Source organism: Streptomyces sp. CNP082, assembly GCF_059570535.1.
Map to the genome: position 1 here is coordinate 78,443 of NZ_JCANSZ010000005.1, position 14,992 is coordinate 93,434.

Genomic DNA, 14,992 nt, shown 5'->3' on the forward strand with positions numbered 1-14,992 from the left:
GACCCGAGGTACCAGGACAGCTTCTGCTTTGCCGCCGAGAAGCTGGGTTGGATATCGTTCGACACCCCTGGCCTTGATGTCCTGGGAGTCCTCGGTATCCGGGATGCCTGGAACTGCGTTACGGACGGCGACGGCGGAGCGTGTGCGTGGGTGATCGCGGATGCAGCCACCCGTGGTGCAACCAAGCTGCTGAGGATAGGGAAACTCTGCACACGACACAGCTTTACCCCCGGAACACGTGTCCTCCTCGCCGACGGAAAAACCAAGCGGATCGAAGACGTCGAGAAAGGCGACCGCGTCGTCGTCACCGACCCCGACACCGGCAAAACCACCACCCGCACCGTCAAACGACTCATCACCACCCACGATGACAAGGATTTCGTCCGCCTCACCCTCACCACGAAAAACGGGCACAGCAGCAAGCTCACCGCCACCACAACCCACCCCTTCTGGGCCGANTACGCAGGCGAATGGATCGACGCCGGCGACCTCCTCCCCGGCACAACCATCCGCACCACCACTGGCGACACGCTGACCGTCCAGGCCGCTGACCACTACACCAAGCGCCAGACCACCCACGACCTCACCATCCGCGACATCCATACGTACTATGTGCTGGTGGGGGCCACTCCGGCTCTCGTCCACAACAGCAACTGTGCAACGCGGCCTGATTTCAATTCAGGTTCCTCGGCGGCGAAGCACTATGCCAAGCACGTATTGGGTGTGAAGGTGGGGAAGAGGGGTAAGCTAACGGCTGGAGATGCGGCGGACATGCCCGAGTTTAGAGGTCCTGGCGGGCTTAAGCACTACCGTGAAACCGCGAGAAACTTCATGTCGGGCGCTGGCCCGGAGGGATCGATCTCGCTGCCAAGTTCTAGTGGTGGAATGTTCCGCGTTGATCCGCAAACTGGATACTTCGGCTACATGAATTCCTCGGGGACAATCTCAACGTTCTTCAGGCCGAGAGGGAATCCAGTGGATTACTTCTGGAGTCAGTTCAAGTGAGAGGTCGAGTGAGCAGGTTTAACGACAGGTTCCAGGAGATCGCTCAAGCCCATGGGTGGCGTCAGTCTCCGATTCCGGTTGCCGCCCTGAGGATGTGGGAGGGGTTCGTCAACGAGTGCCAGATCGGCTATGGGTTCGACCTGTCCGAGTATCTTAACGACCTGGCTGTGCGAGACTTGCTTGCGTCAGCCTTGGTGGATGCAGAGTTGAGGGGCTTGGGTGAATTTGAGTGGCTAGCTCGCGAGACGGGCAGAATTGATTCACTCTTCCGGAAAATTCTCGCCAATGGTCCGGTAGTCTGGCCAAACTCCGTGAATTGGTGGAGCAAGATGCTGCCCGAATATGGGTCGGAGGAGTTTGTATCTGATGTTAAGGAACGCCACCACGTGGTTCTTAGGATCAGAGAGGAATAGGAAGATGCCCGTCTGGCGGCAGGAGTTGAAGGCTACCTGCAGGGCCGATGGGTAGCTCCTGGTTGAATGTGTGCACCAGCAAATCTGATGCCCTACAGGTATGGCCGATGGGGTGCAGTAGTGTTCGTCGTTACGTCGAACCACCCTGGAGAATTAATGTTGGGAAGACTGCAGAGATCCTTTAGTCGCGTCACCGTAGTAACTGTGCTGGCGGCGCTTATGCTCACAGGTGGAAACGTCGCTGCTCTCACGTCAGGTACGATCGCCACGAGCGCGGCCAGGTTCACCTCAGCTCCTGTGGACGGCCCTACTGCCCACAATGACACTCCGGTCGAATACGTTCAGGACAGTCTCTATGTCGCTGGCGACTCCGGATACCTGCACCGCAGGGCGAACGCAGATGGTTCGCTAGGGCAGTTCACCTGGAGCGGGTACGATGGGAGCGAGCAGACGCTTGAAGCATATGACGGCGCAGTTGCCGGTAATTTCAAGTACTACGGCGCCGGGACCGATGTGCTCAGGATTCCCCCGATCAGAAACGGTGAGATAGAACTACGCGACATGGCTACCGGGGAAACAATCCATGTTGCAATTCCAGACGGGCAATTCTATTTCGCTAACTTTGGTACCACTGTGATCACGGCGGAATTAAACGATGTGTGGGATGTCTCCCGTCTCCACCTGCTGCGACCCTCGGGCGACGGTACGACTGTCACCGACATTCCGGTGGACCCGCCTGGAATCGAGTTCTTCCATGGGGAACAGCCGATCATGGCCGGCGACAGCGAGACCGCGGTGATCCGCTTCCGCCACGCATTCGACATCGGGCTGCTTAACCTTGCTACCGGCGAGTTCACGGAGGTCGCCGCTCGCCCCCGCATTGATGAATCACTCCGGCTCCAAGCGGCGCTTTCCCCGACACACATCACCTGGTACGAGATGGACAGGAGTATCGCACACGTTGTACGGCGGGACGACCCGACCTCGGATCCGATCACGGTACCAGTGCCTCTCCCCGAGGCAGGTAGGCCCTTTGTAGGGCTGGCCGGCGAGTGGCTGCTGACTACCACCTTGCCGCCGTGCTGTCAGACGACCGGCCCGGTGGGACCGCTGACGGCCATCCCTCTGGAGGGAGGGGAGCCGCGAACGCTTCTGCCCGCGATGGACCCGCAGATTGCGCAGATCCCCAGCGGCGGCGCTATCGCTGTTGGCCAGGCGACTAACGGCCGGTGGCTTCCACACCGCATCTCCGTGTTGGACAACGGCAAGCTGTCGATCCAGGCTCTATGACGCAACTGCGCTGGGCCGTGGGGATAGGCTGAAACAGTGATGGCGTCCCACGGGACTCCCAACCCCCGTTAATTCAGGTCCGAATCGTGCGACAGGTGGGACCCTCCTGTTTCAGGAAGCACTGGCCCGATACCGGCGCCCACATCCGCCTTCTGTGTGGCGTTTGGTGCAGGCGTCACCATGACTACGCCTGGGGAATGGGCTGGGCGCTGGTGCTGGGGCGGAGGCGGAGCGCGGTGTGGGGGCGTGTGCTCCGCCTCCGGGGGTGCGGGTCAGGTGGGGGTGGTGGTGTGGGTGAGGAAGGTGGACCAGGCTTCGGGGGTGAAGCAGAGGTGGGGGCCGTCCGGGTCCTTGGAGTCGCGGACGTGGATGGCGCCGGGGACGGGGGCCACCTCGACGCAGGCGCCGCCTTCGTTGTCGCTGTGTGTGGACTTGCGCCAGGCGACGGCGACTTCGATGCACTCGCCGCCCTCGTCGTTGCTGTAGCTGGACTTGAACCAGTCGAGCTTGTTCTTCATCGCTCCTCCAGGAGCCGAGTGATGAACTGCACGGAGTCTCGGGTACAGAGGGCCTCGCCCGCGATCAGGTCGCGACGGCGCATTGCGAGATTGACCCTCTCCGAATCAGCGTAAAGCATCCCACCTGCCTGGCTTTCAGCGTAGGCGAGGTGCTCGCGCTGAGGTGTTTCCAGGATGACGATCGGGCCCCGGAGACCCGGGTGGAGGCCGCGGTCGGACGGCATCACCTGCAGGGTGACGTTGCGTCGCTCCGCGACCTCCAGCAGGCGGCGCAACTGCCGTTCGTGCGCCTCCTCGCTGCCGAAGCGGCGGCGCAGTACTGCTTCTTCAGTGACGAAGCCGAACGAGCGGCTCTCGTGGTCCAGCAGCGCTTGCCGCTCCAGCCGGGCCTTGACTCGCTCTTCGAGCGTCTCCGCATCCAGCGGCGGCACGAACGCAGACAGAACCGCTCGGACGTACTCCTCCGTCTGCAACAGGCCGGGAATGTAGTGGGGCTGGTAGAAGCTCAAGGCCAGCGCCTCGGCCTCGTACACCATGTACTCCTGCGAGTACGTCGCGAACTTCTCCGGCTGCAAGTACCCCAGCCCCGCCACCAGCAGCCCATGCGCATCGCACATCTCATCCGCCACCTGCAGCAACCTCGGCGTCGGGCGGCGGATGCCCTGCTCCATCTTCTTCACGTGGTCGTAGGTGTACCCCGCCTCCGCCGCCAGTTCCTCGCGGCTCACCCCCGCGCGCGTCCGCCACCGCTTCGTCTGGTTACCGCAGTAGCGCCACTGCACCGGCGGCTGGGAGTTCTCAAGCGTCGTCACCGCATTCACCTCGCCATTGAGGGGCACGGAGGTCCACAGACCCCCCCTTCTCCCTACGCACAGTAGCGAGATGCAGTCACTCTGTGAGACCTGAACCCCGAACGAGGAGGGTTCAACGCAACTACGCGCTCTTCTCCCGGGTCTTGAGGCCGATCTGCCAGCGGTAGAAGCTCATCGCCAGCGCGTAGTCCAGCCCCGCCCGCCCGTCGAGGAAGCCGCGCTTGTACACGTAGGCGTACGCGAACGACACCAGCGGCTTCAGCGGGGCGCGGTGGAAGAGCTGGCCCTGGCGGGTCTTCGCCTGGCGGATTTCCTCGCGGACCTCCGGGTGGTGTTCCAGCCACGCCTCCCAGTCCGAGTAGCGGTTGTGCCGCTCGAACCACGTGTGCACCGGGTCCAGGTCCTCGTGCTCGATCGTCGCACTCAACCGCACCACCCTTCCGTCGGCCAGCGGCTGGTAGTGGCCCTCCTGCTCGCCCATGCCCGGTGCGTCCAGGTCTCCCAGCTCCGGGAAGCGGACGCGGGTGCGGTCCATCAGGGCGCGTTTGACGATGGTGTAGCCGTGGCGCAGGCGCTTGCCCGCGAACCAGTAGCCCAGGGGGATGTCGAACGCGGCCGGTGCCACCCGGACCGTGTTGCCGGCCGCCGGGTCGAAGATGCGGTGCAGTTCGGCGATCAGTTCCGCGCTCGGGGTTTCGTCGCCGTCGATGAACAGCATCCAGTCCAGCTCGGGGTGGATGTGGTCCAGGCACCACTGCTTCTTCTTCGGGTACTTGCCGTCCCAGGTGTACGGGACGATCTCGGCGCCCTCGTCCGCCGCGAGGGCGCGGGTGTCGTCAGTGCTGTCCGAGTCGACCACCACCACGGCCTCGAAGTGGTCGATGACGGACCGCACCGTCGTCGCGATGTTCTCGGCCTCGTTCTTGGTCGGTATCGCGACGACAATGGGCAGTCTCTTCAAAGCCGGGCTCCTACAGCAGGTCTTCGTACTCGGGGCACAGGGTGCGGACCGCGTCCTCGGCGTTGGCGATGTCGCCGGAGCGGATGGCCTCCTGCGCCAGTTCGTCGTTCGTCGCCGCCGCGCTCTCGATCTTGGCGCAGGCTTCCTCGCCCGCCTCCAGGACGGCCGCCGGGTCCACGCCTTCGGGCACCCGTTCCTTCAGGTACGTCTTCTCCTTCTCGGAGAACTCGCCCTCCGCCGGCTCCAGGTCCTCCTCCGGCACCTTCTCGGTGTCGTCGGCCTTCTCATCGGCCTCCGGACCGGGGTCCTTCGGGGTCTTCTCCTGCTGCGACGCCGGGGGCTTGGCGGCTGCGTCGTCGTCCCCGTCGTCGCCTCCGCTGCAGGCGGTCAGGGTCAGGGCCAGGACGGCGGCGGCCGTCGCGAGCGTTCTGCTCACCGTACGGGGCCCCATCAGGCCGCTCCGAACGTCAGCGTGAGCTTCGGCGCGTACGAGGTCTCGCGTGCCCGCACCCACCAGGCGTCCGTGCCGTCGCTGGTCAGCGCCACGTCCAGGGTGTCGCCCAGCGAGCCGGCGAGCTGGGCGGCGGACAGGGACGCGGTGTTGTCGGTGTCCAGCTCGGTGGCGCCGGTGAACGTGCCGAGCGCGGTCGACGACAGCGCCGGGCGGTTCGCGTACGTTACCGCCGACTCCGTCCAACTGCCCGTCACGGGCTGGACGCTGATGGTGTCCGGGGTGCCGGCGCTGGCGTCGGTGGTGGTGCGCAGCGTCAGCTTCGCGGACTTCAGCGTCATGCCGCTCGGCGCCTCGGGCAGGGAGAACCGCAGGTAGCTGAGGTACGGGGAGGTCTCCCTGACCAGGAGCTGGTTGTGCGTGCCGTAGTTGGTGCTCGTCGCCGAGCCGTTGACGTAGGAGTCCGCGGTCGCGGTGCGCTCGATGGTGGTCTCCGTCGGCGTGCCCGGCGTGGTCACCGACACCGCCGCGGACTTGGCGGTGGTGTTGCCGGCGGCGTCGCTGGCGGTGATCTGGTAGCTGTACGTCGTGCCCGGCTTGACCGAGGTGTCGGTGAAGGAGCCCTGCGGCAGCGTCCAGAAGGTGGAGTCCAGCGTCGGCTTGGTCGCCAGCGCCGCGCCGTTGCGGTAGATCGTGTACGTCAGCTTGCTGTCGTCGCGGTCCCAGCCGGCCTTCCAGCGCAGCCGGACGCCGCTGTCGACGTTCGCCGCGGTCACGCCGGTGGCGCCGGCGACGGGCTTGCGGGAGTCCGGGGTGTTGGCGAAGCGGACCAGGCCCTGCTGGAGCTTGTTGCCGTTGGACTGGATGCGGGTGAACTCGCCGCCGACCCACATGTAGTCCTTGCCGCCGCTGGACGAGGTGACCATCACGCGCGGACCGATCTGCTCGGTGCCGGACGGGCCGTCGTCGGTGTCGGGGAACCAGGACAGCAGCGGCTTGGGGCTGTCGACGGACTCGGCGAGCATGTGCTGCCGCTCGTTGAGCTCCGGGAACTGGCCCATGCTGCTGCAGTTGTGCGCGTGCGAGACGCTGTAGAGCACGCCCTCGTAGACGGTGACGTCCTGGGTGGCGCCCAGGCAGGTGTCGCGCCAGCGCTGGGTGAAGGTGCTGTTGAGGTTCATCGCCAGCCGGCCGTCGAAGACGCCGCCGCCGTGGCCCTCGTGCGCGGTGTAGATGCCGGACTCGTCGATGTGGATGCCCTTGACGAGGGAGTTCCAGTGCAGCTCGTACGGGTTGTTCTGGTTGTTGCTGACGCCCTTGAAGGCCCGTACGGTCGCGCCCGTGTCGGCGCGGACGACGCCCAGGCCGTGCACGGTGCTGTCCCCGTTGAGCCCGTTGAAGTCGCCGCCGACCACCACGTGCTGCCCGTTCGGGGTCTCCTCGATGACCCGGCCGGCCCGGTCCGGGCCCGCGTTGGCCTTCCAGGAGTTCAGCGCGCCGGTGCTCGCGTTGACGGCGGCGAACTTCACCCGGCTCTGGCCGCGGACGGTCTTGAAGTCGCCGGCCAGGTACAGCCGGCCGCTCGCCGCGGCGTCGAGCCCGTATACCCGGGCGGAGACCGCGCCGGCGTTGAAGCCGGTCTTCACTGTGCACGAGGCGATGTCGACGGCTGCGACGCGGCTGCGCGAGACGCCGTTGACGGAGCCGAACTCGCCGCCCGCGTAGAGCGTCTTGCCGTCGGGGGAGACGGTCAGCGCGCGTACGGTCGCGGTGCCGGAGCCGATGGTGAAGTTCAGCTTGCAGTCCGTGGGCTCACCGGTCGCGGCGTTGAACGCGGCGAAGTTCGCCACCTTCGTCTCGCTGGTGCCGGCCGCCGCGCCGGGCGGGCGGATGGCGGAGAACGTACCGCCGGCGAAGACCACGCCGTTGGACTCGGCCATGGCCCACACCACGCCGTTGGTCTGCCAGGTCGCCAGGTCGTCCGCGGTCATCGCCACCGGCGGCGTCACCGCCTCCGCCGCCGGCGAGGAGTAGGTGATGCCGACCGTCACGAGCGTCCCACTCGTCACCGCCAGGGCGGCGCCGAGCGCCCCCCACTTCCGCGTCCTTCTGTGCTTGTGCATGTGCCCCCCTGGGCCGTCGTCCCCTGCGGCCCCGCGCCCTTCGCGAGTCAGGGGAGAGAATATCCGTCTTTACCTGTCGATCCTGACGGTGGTACCGGCCAGTTCGGCGTCCAGCGCCCCGATGTCCGCCTCCACCATGATCCGGGCCAGCTCAGGCCACCTGACCTGCGGCTTCCAGCCGAGCAGGTCGCCTGCCTTCGAGGCGTCCCCGATGAGCGCGTCGACCTCGCTGGGCCGCTCGTACTTGGGGTCGAAGCGGACGTACTCCGTCCAGTCGAGCCCCGCGGTGGTGAACGCGGCGTCCAGGAACTGGCGGACGCTGCCGGCCTCGCCGGTGGCGACCACGTAGTCGTCCGGCTCGTCGCGCTGGAGCATCAGCCACATCGCCTCGACGTACTCCGGGGCGTAGCCCCAGTCGCGTATCGCATCGAGGTTGCCCATGTAGAGGCGGTCCTGCAGGCCCGCCTTGATCCGCGCCACGGCGCGGGTGATCTTCCGGGTGACGAAGGTCTCGCCGCGGCGGGGCGACTCGTGGTTGAAGAGGATGCCGTTGACCGCGAAGAGGCCGTACGCCTCCCGGTAGTTCACCGTCGACCAGTAGCCGAAGACCTTGGCGCAGCCGTACGGGCTGCGCGGGTGGAAGGGGGTCCGCTCGTTCTGCGGGGGCGGGGCGGAGCCGAACATCTCCGACGACGACGCCTGGTAGAGCCGGGTGTCGATGCCGGCGGCGCGGACCGCCTCCAGCAGCCGCATGGAGCCGAGGCCGGTGACGTCGGCGGTGTACAGGGGGGCGTCGAAGGAGACCCGGACGTGCGACTGGGCGCCGAGGTTGTAGACCTCGTCGGGCGCCAGGTCGCGCAGCAGGTTCACCAGCGCGACGCCGTCGCTGAGGTCCGCGTGGTGCAGCACCAGCCTGCGGCCGGGCTCCTGCGGCTCCTCGTAGATGTGGTCGATGCGCTCGGTGTTGAACGACGACGAGCGCCGCACGAGACCGTGCACCGTGTAGCCCTTGGCGAGCAGCAGTTCGGCCAGGTACGAGCCGTCCTGGCCGGTGACGCCGGTGATGAGGGCCGTCTTGCCCATGGGATCCTTCCCCCTGATCATTCCGCCGGATGGCAGAATTCGTACTTATGACGCCATCGAACGAACTGTCCCCGCCCGTCGGCGCTGACGGTCTCCCGCCCGCCGGCTCTGACGGTCTCCTGCCCGCCGCCCGCGTGCTCTTGTCGCCCGGCGCGCGCGTCTTCGTCGCGGGCCACCGGGGTCTTGTCGGCTCCGCCGTCGCCCGCCGGCTGACCGCCGAGGGCTACGACGTGCTCACCCGCACCCGCGCCGAGCTGGACCTGCGCGACGCCGAGCGGACGGCGGCCTGGCTGGCGGCCGTCCGGCCCGACGCGGTGGTGCTGGCGGCGGCCAAGGTCGGCGGCATCATGGCCAACAGCCGCTTCCCGGTGCAGTTCCTGGAGGACAACCTGCGCATCCAGTTGAGCGTCATCGCGGGCAGTCACGCCGCGGACGTCGCCCGGCTGCTGTTCCTCGGCTCCTCGTGCATCTACCCCAAGCTCGCCGATCAGCCGATCCGCGAGGACTCGCTGCTGACCGGGCCGCTGGAGCCGACGAACCAGGCGTACGCGCTGGCGAAGATCGCCGGCATCGAGCAGGTGCAGGCGTACCGCAGGCAGTACGGCGCGGCGTACATCTCGGCGATGCCGACGAACCTCTACGGTCCCGGCGACAACTTCGACCTGGAGACGAGCCACGTCCTGCCGGCCCTCATCCGCCGCTTCCACGAGGCGCGCCAGGCGGGTGCGGAGGAGGTCGTGCTCTGGGGTACGGGGACGCCGCGCCGGGAGTTCCTGCACGTGGACGACCTGGCGGCGGCGTGCCTCGCGCTGCTGCGCGGGTACGACGACGACGCGCCGGTGAACGTCGGCTGCGGCGAGGACCTGACGATCCGCGAACTGGCGGAGACCGTACGGGACGTCGTCGGCTACCCGGGCCGTATCGCGTTCGACGCGAGCCGCCCGGACGGCACGCCGCGCAAGCTGCTGGACGTCTCGCGCATCACGGAGCTGGGCTGGCGCCCGCAGATCGGGCTGAAGGACGGCATCGCGGCGGTGTATGAGGAGTGGTGGCGTACGACGCGGGCCGGCGCCTGATACGCATGACACCGCGGCGCCGGCCGACCCCGAATGGCCGGCCCGGCGCCCCGCGCGTGCGGTTCCGTATCTCAATACGCCCCCCGGCCGTCGACGACCGCGCGCAGGGTGCGGGCCATCACGTCCATGTCGTGGGCGAACGACCAGTTCTCCACATAGTGCAGGTCGAGCGCGACCGTCTCGTCCCAGGTCAGGTCCGAGCGTCCGCTCACCTGCCACAGCCCCGTCATCCCCGGCTTCACCGCCAGCCGGCGCAGCTCGGTGTCGTTGTAGCGGGCGACCTCCTCCGGCAGCGGCGGGCGCGGGCCCACGAGGGACATCTCCCCGCGCAGCACGTTGAACAACTGCGGCAGCTCGTCCAGTGAGCTGCGGCGCAGCACCTCGCCGACGCGGGTGACCCGGGGGTCGCGGCGGATCTTGAAGATCGGGCTGCCGTCGTGTTCGTTGACGACGGACAGGGCGGCCTTCTGCTGCTCCGCGTCCTCGACCATGCTGCGGAACTTCCACATGGTGAACGGCGCGCCGCCCCGGCCGAGCCGGGTCTGCCGGTGGAACACCGGCCCCGGCGAGGTGAGTTTCACCGCCGCCGCGATCACCGCGAACACCGGTGACAGCAGCGCGATGCCGAGGGCCGCGGCGACGCGGTCGCTCGCCGCCTTCAGCGTCGCCTGCGCGCCGCGGCGCAGCGGCGGCGCGATGTGCAGCAGCGTCAGGCCCGCCACCACCGACAGCCGCAGCCGCCGCTCGGCGACCTCGGCTATGCCCGGCAGCACGGCCAGCGGCAGCCCGGCGTCGTGCAGGGCCCATGCCAACTGGCGCAGCCGGGCCGCCGGCAGCAGCGGGCCGGGGGCGGCGAGGACCAGTTCCGCGCCGTGCTCCCGGGCCGCGGCCAGGACCGCCTGGGTGTCCCAGCCCGCCCGGTCCGCGGGGACCGGGCCGAGCCGGGCGGCCTCGGGGGCGCCGCAGGACAGCGGACCCTCGCCGACCGGGACGACGCCGACGACCACGTACTCGTGATCGGTGCGCGCGGCCAGCCGGCCGACGACGTGGTCGGCGGTGGCCGGTTCTGCGACCACCAGCACGCGCCGTACCGCCTGGCCCTCCCGGCGGGAGGCGACGAGGTGGTGGTGGAGCAGCTTGGCGGTGACGACGCTCAGCGCGAACGCCGGCAGCAGCGCGAGCAGCGCCGGCTGCGGTTCCGCGGCGCTGTCGGCGGTGAACGCGCGGACGACGGCGAGCACGCCGAGGAGCAGGAGCCAGTCCTGCAGCAGCGGCACCACCGCGCCCGACTCGCCGAGTTGCCGCGCGGAGTAGCGGCGCCGCGCGGCCCGTACGGCGAGCCAGCCACCGGCGGCCAGCGCGGCGCAGAGCCCCGGGTAGGGCTGCCGGGTGGTGACGAAGACGAGCACGACGGGGACCGCGATCCCCGCCGCGTCGGTGACGAGGACGGCCGGCAGATACCACGCCGGCTTTGCCGCGGCGGAGCGGACGCGGGTCCCGCGTCTCGGCTCCGCCGTCACGATCCCGGTATCGGCAACTCCGATACGCCGCATGTTCCCCCCTGGCACATCGCGACTGATGAAGGCGTACGCGACCCTCCCCCGGCCGACGCGCACCTTTCGCTCCCGGAACTTTAGGCCAGATTTACGTAGAAAGCCCAGGCTTCCTACAAAAAGGGCCTAAATGTAGCGAGCTTCACACCAGGTCGGCGCCGTGCGGCTCACGCCGTGCGACTTACGACGTACGACTCCTGAGAGGCGCCGAGGGATGTACGGAGTTTTGCGGCAGTTTCGATTGCCCGTGGATCCCGGTCAGGCACCCCGTTTCCGCAGGCGGAGCACGTTCCAGGATACGCACGGCAGTTCGGCTTCAAGCTCGCCGTCTGCACTGATCCGGGTGGTGGAGACGGATCGCGGCAGTACGCGCCCCGGCTGTTCCTCGGTGTTCGCCGCGTCGGGATCGTCGTCGGCGAGGACCAGATGTTCGATCACCGTGTACGTGCCCGAACCGTCCCCGCCCCCGCCGAAGCCGCGCAGCGCGACGGTCAGCCGCAGCGGCTCGTCCTGGGCCCGGTTGACGGCCAGGATCGTCAGGTCGCCGCTCTCCTCGTCGTACGTCACCACGTGGTCGAGCGCGGTGACGTCGCCGTGGCGCGGCGTCTCGACGCGCGTGCCTGTACGGTCGGCCTCGGTGCGCAGCACCGTGCCGCGCGCGAACTGTGCGGCCTGCGCGAAGGGGTGGAAGATGGTCTGCCGCCAGGCCGGCCCCCGGGGCTCGCTGCGGATCGGCGCGATGACGTTGACGAGCTGCGCCAGGCACGCCACGGCGACCCGGTCGGCGTGCCGGAGCAGGGTGATGAGCAGGGAGCCAACGACGGCCGCGTCGGTCACGGAGTACGTGTCCTCGATCAGCCGGGGCGTCTCGGCGGTGGCCAGGTTCCGTTCGCCGGGGAAGCGGGCGGCGTACCAGACGTTCCACTCGTCGAAGGAGAGCCGGATCCGCTTGTCCGCCCGCCGTACGGCACGTACGTGGTCCGCGGTGGACACCACGTCGGAGATGTGCTGGTCCATGTGCGCGCCCGAGGCGAGGAAGCTCGCCCGGTCGCCGTCCAGTTCCTCGTAGTAGGCGTGCAGGGACAGGTAGTCGACCTCGTCGTAGGTCTCCTCCAGCACTTCGCGCTCCCAGGTGCCGAAGGCCGGCATCCCGGCGTTGGAGCTGCCGCAGGCGACGAGTTCGATCGACGGGTCGACCTGGTGCATGGCCTTGCCGGCCTCGGCCGCCAGCCGGCCGTACTCGCGCGCCGGCTTGTGCCCGGTCTGCCACGGGCCGTCCATCTCGTTGCCCAGGCACCACAGCCGCACGCCGTGCGGCTCGGCGACGCCGTGCCGGATCCGCAGGTCGGACCAGGCGGTGCCGCCGGGGTGGTTGACGTACTCGACGAGCGCGCGGGCGGCGTCGATGCCGCGGGTGCCGAGGTTGACGGCCATCATCGGCTCCAGACCCAGCCCCTTGGCCCAGGTCAGGAACTCGTTCGTGCCGACCTCGTTGGTCTCCACCGACCGCCAGGCGAGGTCGAGCCGGCGGGGCCGCTCGGCCACGGGGCCGACGCCGTCCTCCCAGTGGTAGCCGGAGACGAAGTTGCCGCCGGGGTAGCGGACGAGGCCGGTGCCCAGCTCCCGGACCAGCGCGGCGACGTCGCCGCGGAAGCCGGCGGCGTCGGCGGTGGGGTGGCCGGGCTCGTAGATCCCGGTGTAGACGCAGCGGCCCATGTGCTCGACGAACGTTCCGTACAGGCGCGGGTCCACCTCGCCGATGACGAACTCGGGGTCGACGGTGAACCTGGCGGTGTGCGGCATGCGGTGCCTTTCTCCGGGGGTGTTGACGGGGGGTACGGGATATGGGGGCGCGGCGGGGCTACTTCAGGCCCGTGCCGGCGATGCCCTCGACGATGCGGCGCTGGAAGAGCGCGAAGACGGCGAGCAGCGGGATGGCGCCCAGCACGGCGGAGGCCATGAGCTGCGCGTACGGGATGCCGAAGGCGTCCTGTACGGAGTTGAGCCCGACCGGCAGCGTCATCATCTCCGGGTCGGTGACCACCAGCAGCGGCCACAGGAAGTTGTTCCACACCTGCACGAAGACGAAGATCGTCACGGCCGACACGGCGGGCCGGGCCACGGGCATCACGATCTGCCAGTACGTGCGCAGCCAGCCGGCGCCGTCGGCGCGCGCGGCCTCGATCAGCTCTCGGGGGATGCCGTCGAAGAACTGCTTGAAGACGAAGACGGCCACCACGTTCGGCACCTGCGGCAGCACCACGCCCCAGTACGTGTTGAGCAGGCCCACCTCCTGCAGCGCCAGGAACTGCGGGATCATCAGCACCTGCATCGGGATCATGATCCCGGCGAGCAGCAGCAGGAACACCCCGCGGCGGAAGCGGAAACGCACCTGGGAGAGCCCGAAGGCGGCGAGGGAGGCGGTGACGACGGTGAGCACCGTGGTCAGCAGCGAGACGATGAAGCTGTTGGCGTACCAGTAGGGCAGCTTGCCCTTGTCGAAGAGGTCTGTGTACGCCGCGAAGGTGGGGTTGGAGGAGAACCAGGACGTGGGGTCGACGGCTATCTCGTCCGCCGGCCGGAGGGATATCGCCGTCGCGAACAGCAACGGCACCAGCCACAGCAGGGCGAAGGCGATGAGGACGCCGAGGGCGACGCGGTTGAAGAGCTTCTCGGCGTCGTAGCCGCGCCGGGGCGCCGGGGCGGGGTCCGCGGCGGCGGGCACGGTGGTTTGCGTAGTAGCGGCCATGGCTCAGCTCTCCTTCTCTGCCCGGCGGACGAGGAAGAACCAGACCAGGGAGATCAGCAGGATGACGAGGAAGAGGAAGAGGGAGACGACCGAGGCGTAGCCGGTGCGGCCGTCGGTGAAGCCGGTGTCGACGATGTACTGCAGCGTCGGCCGGGTGGAGCCGTCGGGGCCGCCGGCGGTCATCATGTAGATCTGGTCGAAGACCTTCAGCGAGGCGACGATCTGGAGCACGGTGACGAGCGTCGTCGTCCGCCCCAGCATGGGGATGACCACGTGCCTGATCCGCTGCCAGGGGCCGGCGCCGTCGATCGCGGCGGCCTCGTGCACGTCCCGGGGGATCTCCTGCAGACCGGCGAGGTAGAGCACGAAGTTGAAGCCGACGGTCCACCAGACGGTGACGCCGGCCATCGACCACATCGCCCAGTTGGGGTCGCCCAGCCAGGACGGCGGGGTGTCGACGCCGAGCGTCTTCAGCCAGTCCTGGGCGAGGCCGGTCTGGTCGGCGAGCACGCCCCACATGAAGATCAGCGAGACGGACGCGGACGGGATGACGTACGGCGCGAAGAACGCGAAGCGGAAGAACCACCGGCCGCGTACGAACCGGTCGGCGAGGATCGCGAGCACCAGCGCCAGCAGCACCAGCGGGATGGTGGTGAGGACGGTGAACCACAGGGTGTGCTTGAGCGTGCGCCAGAACTCGGAGTCGCCCAGCACGTCCGCGTAGTTGGTGAGGCCGACCCAGCTGCCGAAGCCGTCGCGCAGCAGGCTGCCGTTGAAGAAGCCCGCGACGAAGGTGTAGATCAGCGGGCCGACCAGGAAGATGACGTAGAAGAGCGCGAACGGCGCGATCAGGGCGGGGCCCGCGAGCCGCCCGCGGACGGCGCCTGCGGCGCCTTGGCGGTCGGGAGTGAGGGCGCCGGTTCCGGCTGTACTCGCCACGGGGATGCCTTTCGGTTGC

Annotated in this window: 14 protein-coding genes; 4 read left to right on the plus strand and 10 right to left on the minus strand. The window is 68.4% G+C overall.

Annotated elements, in window-relative coordinates; translation table 11 throughout:
• Positions 1–150 precede the first annotated feature (150 nt).
• The 3 genes from B124_RS06055 (at position 151) to B124_RS06065 (ending at position 2,708) form a co-directional block, all read left to right on the plus strand.
• Positions 151–1,005 (plus strand): Hint domain-containing protein, encoded by an 855-nt coding sequence (locus tag B124_RS06055; protein ID WP_496501788.1) that lies wholly within the window; start codon positions 151–153, stop codon positions 1,003–1,005.
• An 8-nt stretch (positions 1,006–1,013) separates the two neighbouring features.
• On the plus strand, positions 1,014–1,418 hold the full coding sequence (locus B124_RS06060) for a hypothetical protein (RefSeq protein ID WP_496501618.1): 405 nt from the start codon (positions 1,014–1,016) through the stop codon (positions 1,416–1,418).
• Positions 1,419–1,574: 156 nt separating this feature from the next.
• Positions 1,575–2,708: a hypothetical protein gene (locus tag B124_RS06065; protein WP_496501619.1), complete on the plus strand. Its 1,134-nt coding sequence runs from the start codon at positions 1,575–1,577 to the stop codon at positions 2,706–2,708.
• 272 nt (positions 2,709–2,980) lie between these two features.
• Here B124_RS06065 and B124_RS06070 read toward each other — a convergent pair whose 3' ends face one another.
• From B124_RS06070 to gmd, 6 genes are all read right to left on the minus strand, one after another.
• A complete protein-coding gene (locus B124_RS06070) occupies positions 2,981–3,226 on the minus strand; it encodes a DUF397 domain-containing protein (protein ID WP_496501620.1) in 246 nt (81 codons plus the stop codon).
• Entirely contained in the window at positions 3,223–4,038 is an 816-nt protein-coding gene (locus B124_RS06075; protein ID WP_496501621.1) for a helix-turn-helix domain-containing protein, read from the minus strand. The genes B124_RS06070 and B124_RS06075 overlap by 4 nt, the downstream gene beginning before the upstream one ends.
• Before the next feature lie 121 nt (positions 4,039–4,159).
• On the minus strand, positions 4,160–4,999 hold the full coding sequence (locus B124_RS06080; protein WP_496501622.1) for a glycosyltransferase family 2 protein: 840 nt from the start codon (positions 4,997–4,999) through the stop codon (positions 4,160–4,162).
• Between the two features lie 10 nt (positions 5,000–5,009).
• Positions 5,010–5,435 carry a hypothetical protein gene (locus B124_RS06085; RefSeq protein ID WP_496501623.1) on the minus strand — a complete coding sequence of 142 codons (426 nt, stop codon included), beginning with the start codon at positions 5,433–5,435 and terminating at the stop codon, positions 5,010–5,012.
• A gap of 14 nt (positions 5,436–5,449) precedes the next feature.
• Complete coding sequence (locus tag B124_RS06090) at positions 5,450–7,573, minus strand: CBM96 family carbohydrate-binding protein (protein ID WP_496501624.1); 2,124 nt, start codon at positions 7,571–7,573, stop codon at positions 5,450–5,452.
• A 69-nt stretch (positions 7,574–7,642) separates the two neighbouring features.
• Positions 7,643–8,656, minus strand: a complete 1,014-nt coding sequence (gmd, locus tag B124_RS06095; RefSeq protein WP_496501625.1) for a GDP-mannose 4,6-dehydratase — start codon at positions 8,654–8,656, stop codon at positions 7,643–7,645.
• Between the two features lie 47 nt (positions 8,657–8,703).
• Between gmd and B124_RS06100 the strand changes: the two genes are divergently transcribed.
• A complete protein-coding gene (locus B124_RS06100) occupies positions 8,704–9,732 on the plus strand; it encodes a GDP-L-fucose synthase family protein (RefSeq protein WP_496501626.1) in 1,029 nt (342 codons plus the stop codon).
• 71 nt (positions 9,733–9,803) lie between these two features.
• Here the strand turns inward: B124_RS06100 and B124_RS06105 are convergent, their stop codons facing one another.
• The 4 genes from B124_RS06105 to B124_RS06120 all read right to left on the minus strand — a co-directional run bounded on the left by B124_RS06105 (position 9,804) and on the right by B124_RS06120 (position 14,973).
• Positions 9,804–11,285 carry a sugar transferase gene (locus B124_RS06105; RefSeq protein ID WP_496501627.1) on the minus strand — a complete coding sequence of 494 codons (1,482 nt, stop codon included), beginning with the start codon at positions 11,283–11,285 and terminating at the stop codon, positions 9,804–9,806.
• A 258-nt stretch (positions 11,286–11,543) separates the two neighbouring features.
• Positions 11,544–13,088 (minus strand): arabinosylfuranosidase ArfA, encoded by a 1,545-nt coding sequence (arfA, locus tag B124_RS06110; RefSeq protein WP_496501628.1) that lies wholly within the window; start codon positions 13,086–13,088, stop codon positions 11,544–11,546.
• Between the two features lie 58 nt (positions 13,089–13,146).
• A complete protein-coding gene (locus tag B124_RS06115) occupies positions 13,147–14,034 on the minus strand; it encodes a carbohydrate ABC transporter permease (protein WP_496501629.1) in 888 nt (295 codons plus the stop codon).
• 3 nt (positions 14,035–14,037) lie between these two features.
• Positions 14,038–14,973 carry a carbohydrate ABC transporter permease gene (locus B124_RS06120; RefSeq protein ID WP_496501630.1) on the minus strand — a complete coding sequence of 312 codons (936 nt, stop codon included), beginning with the start codon at positions 14,971–14,973 and terminating at the stop codon, positions 14,038–14,040.
• Positions 14,974–14,992 lie beyond the last annotated feature (19 nt).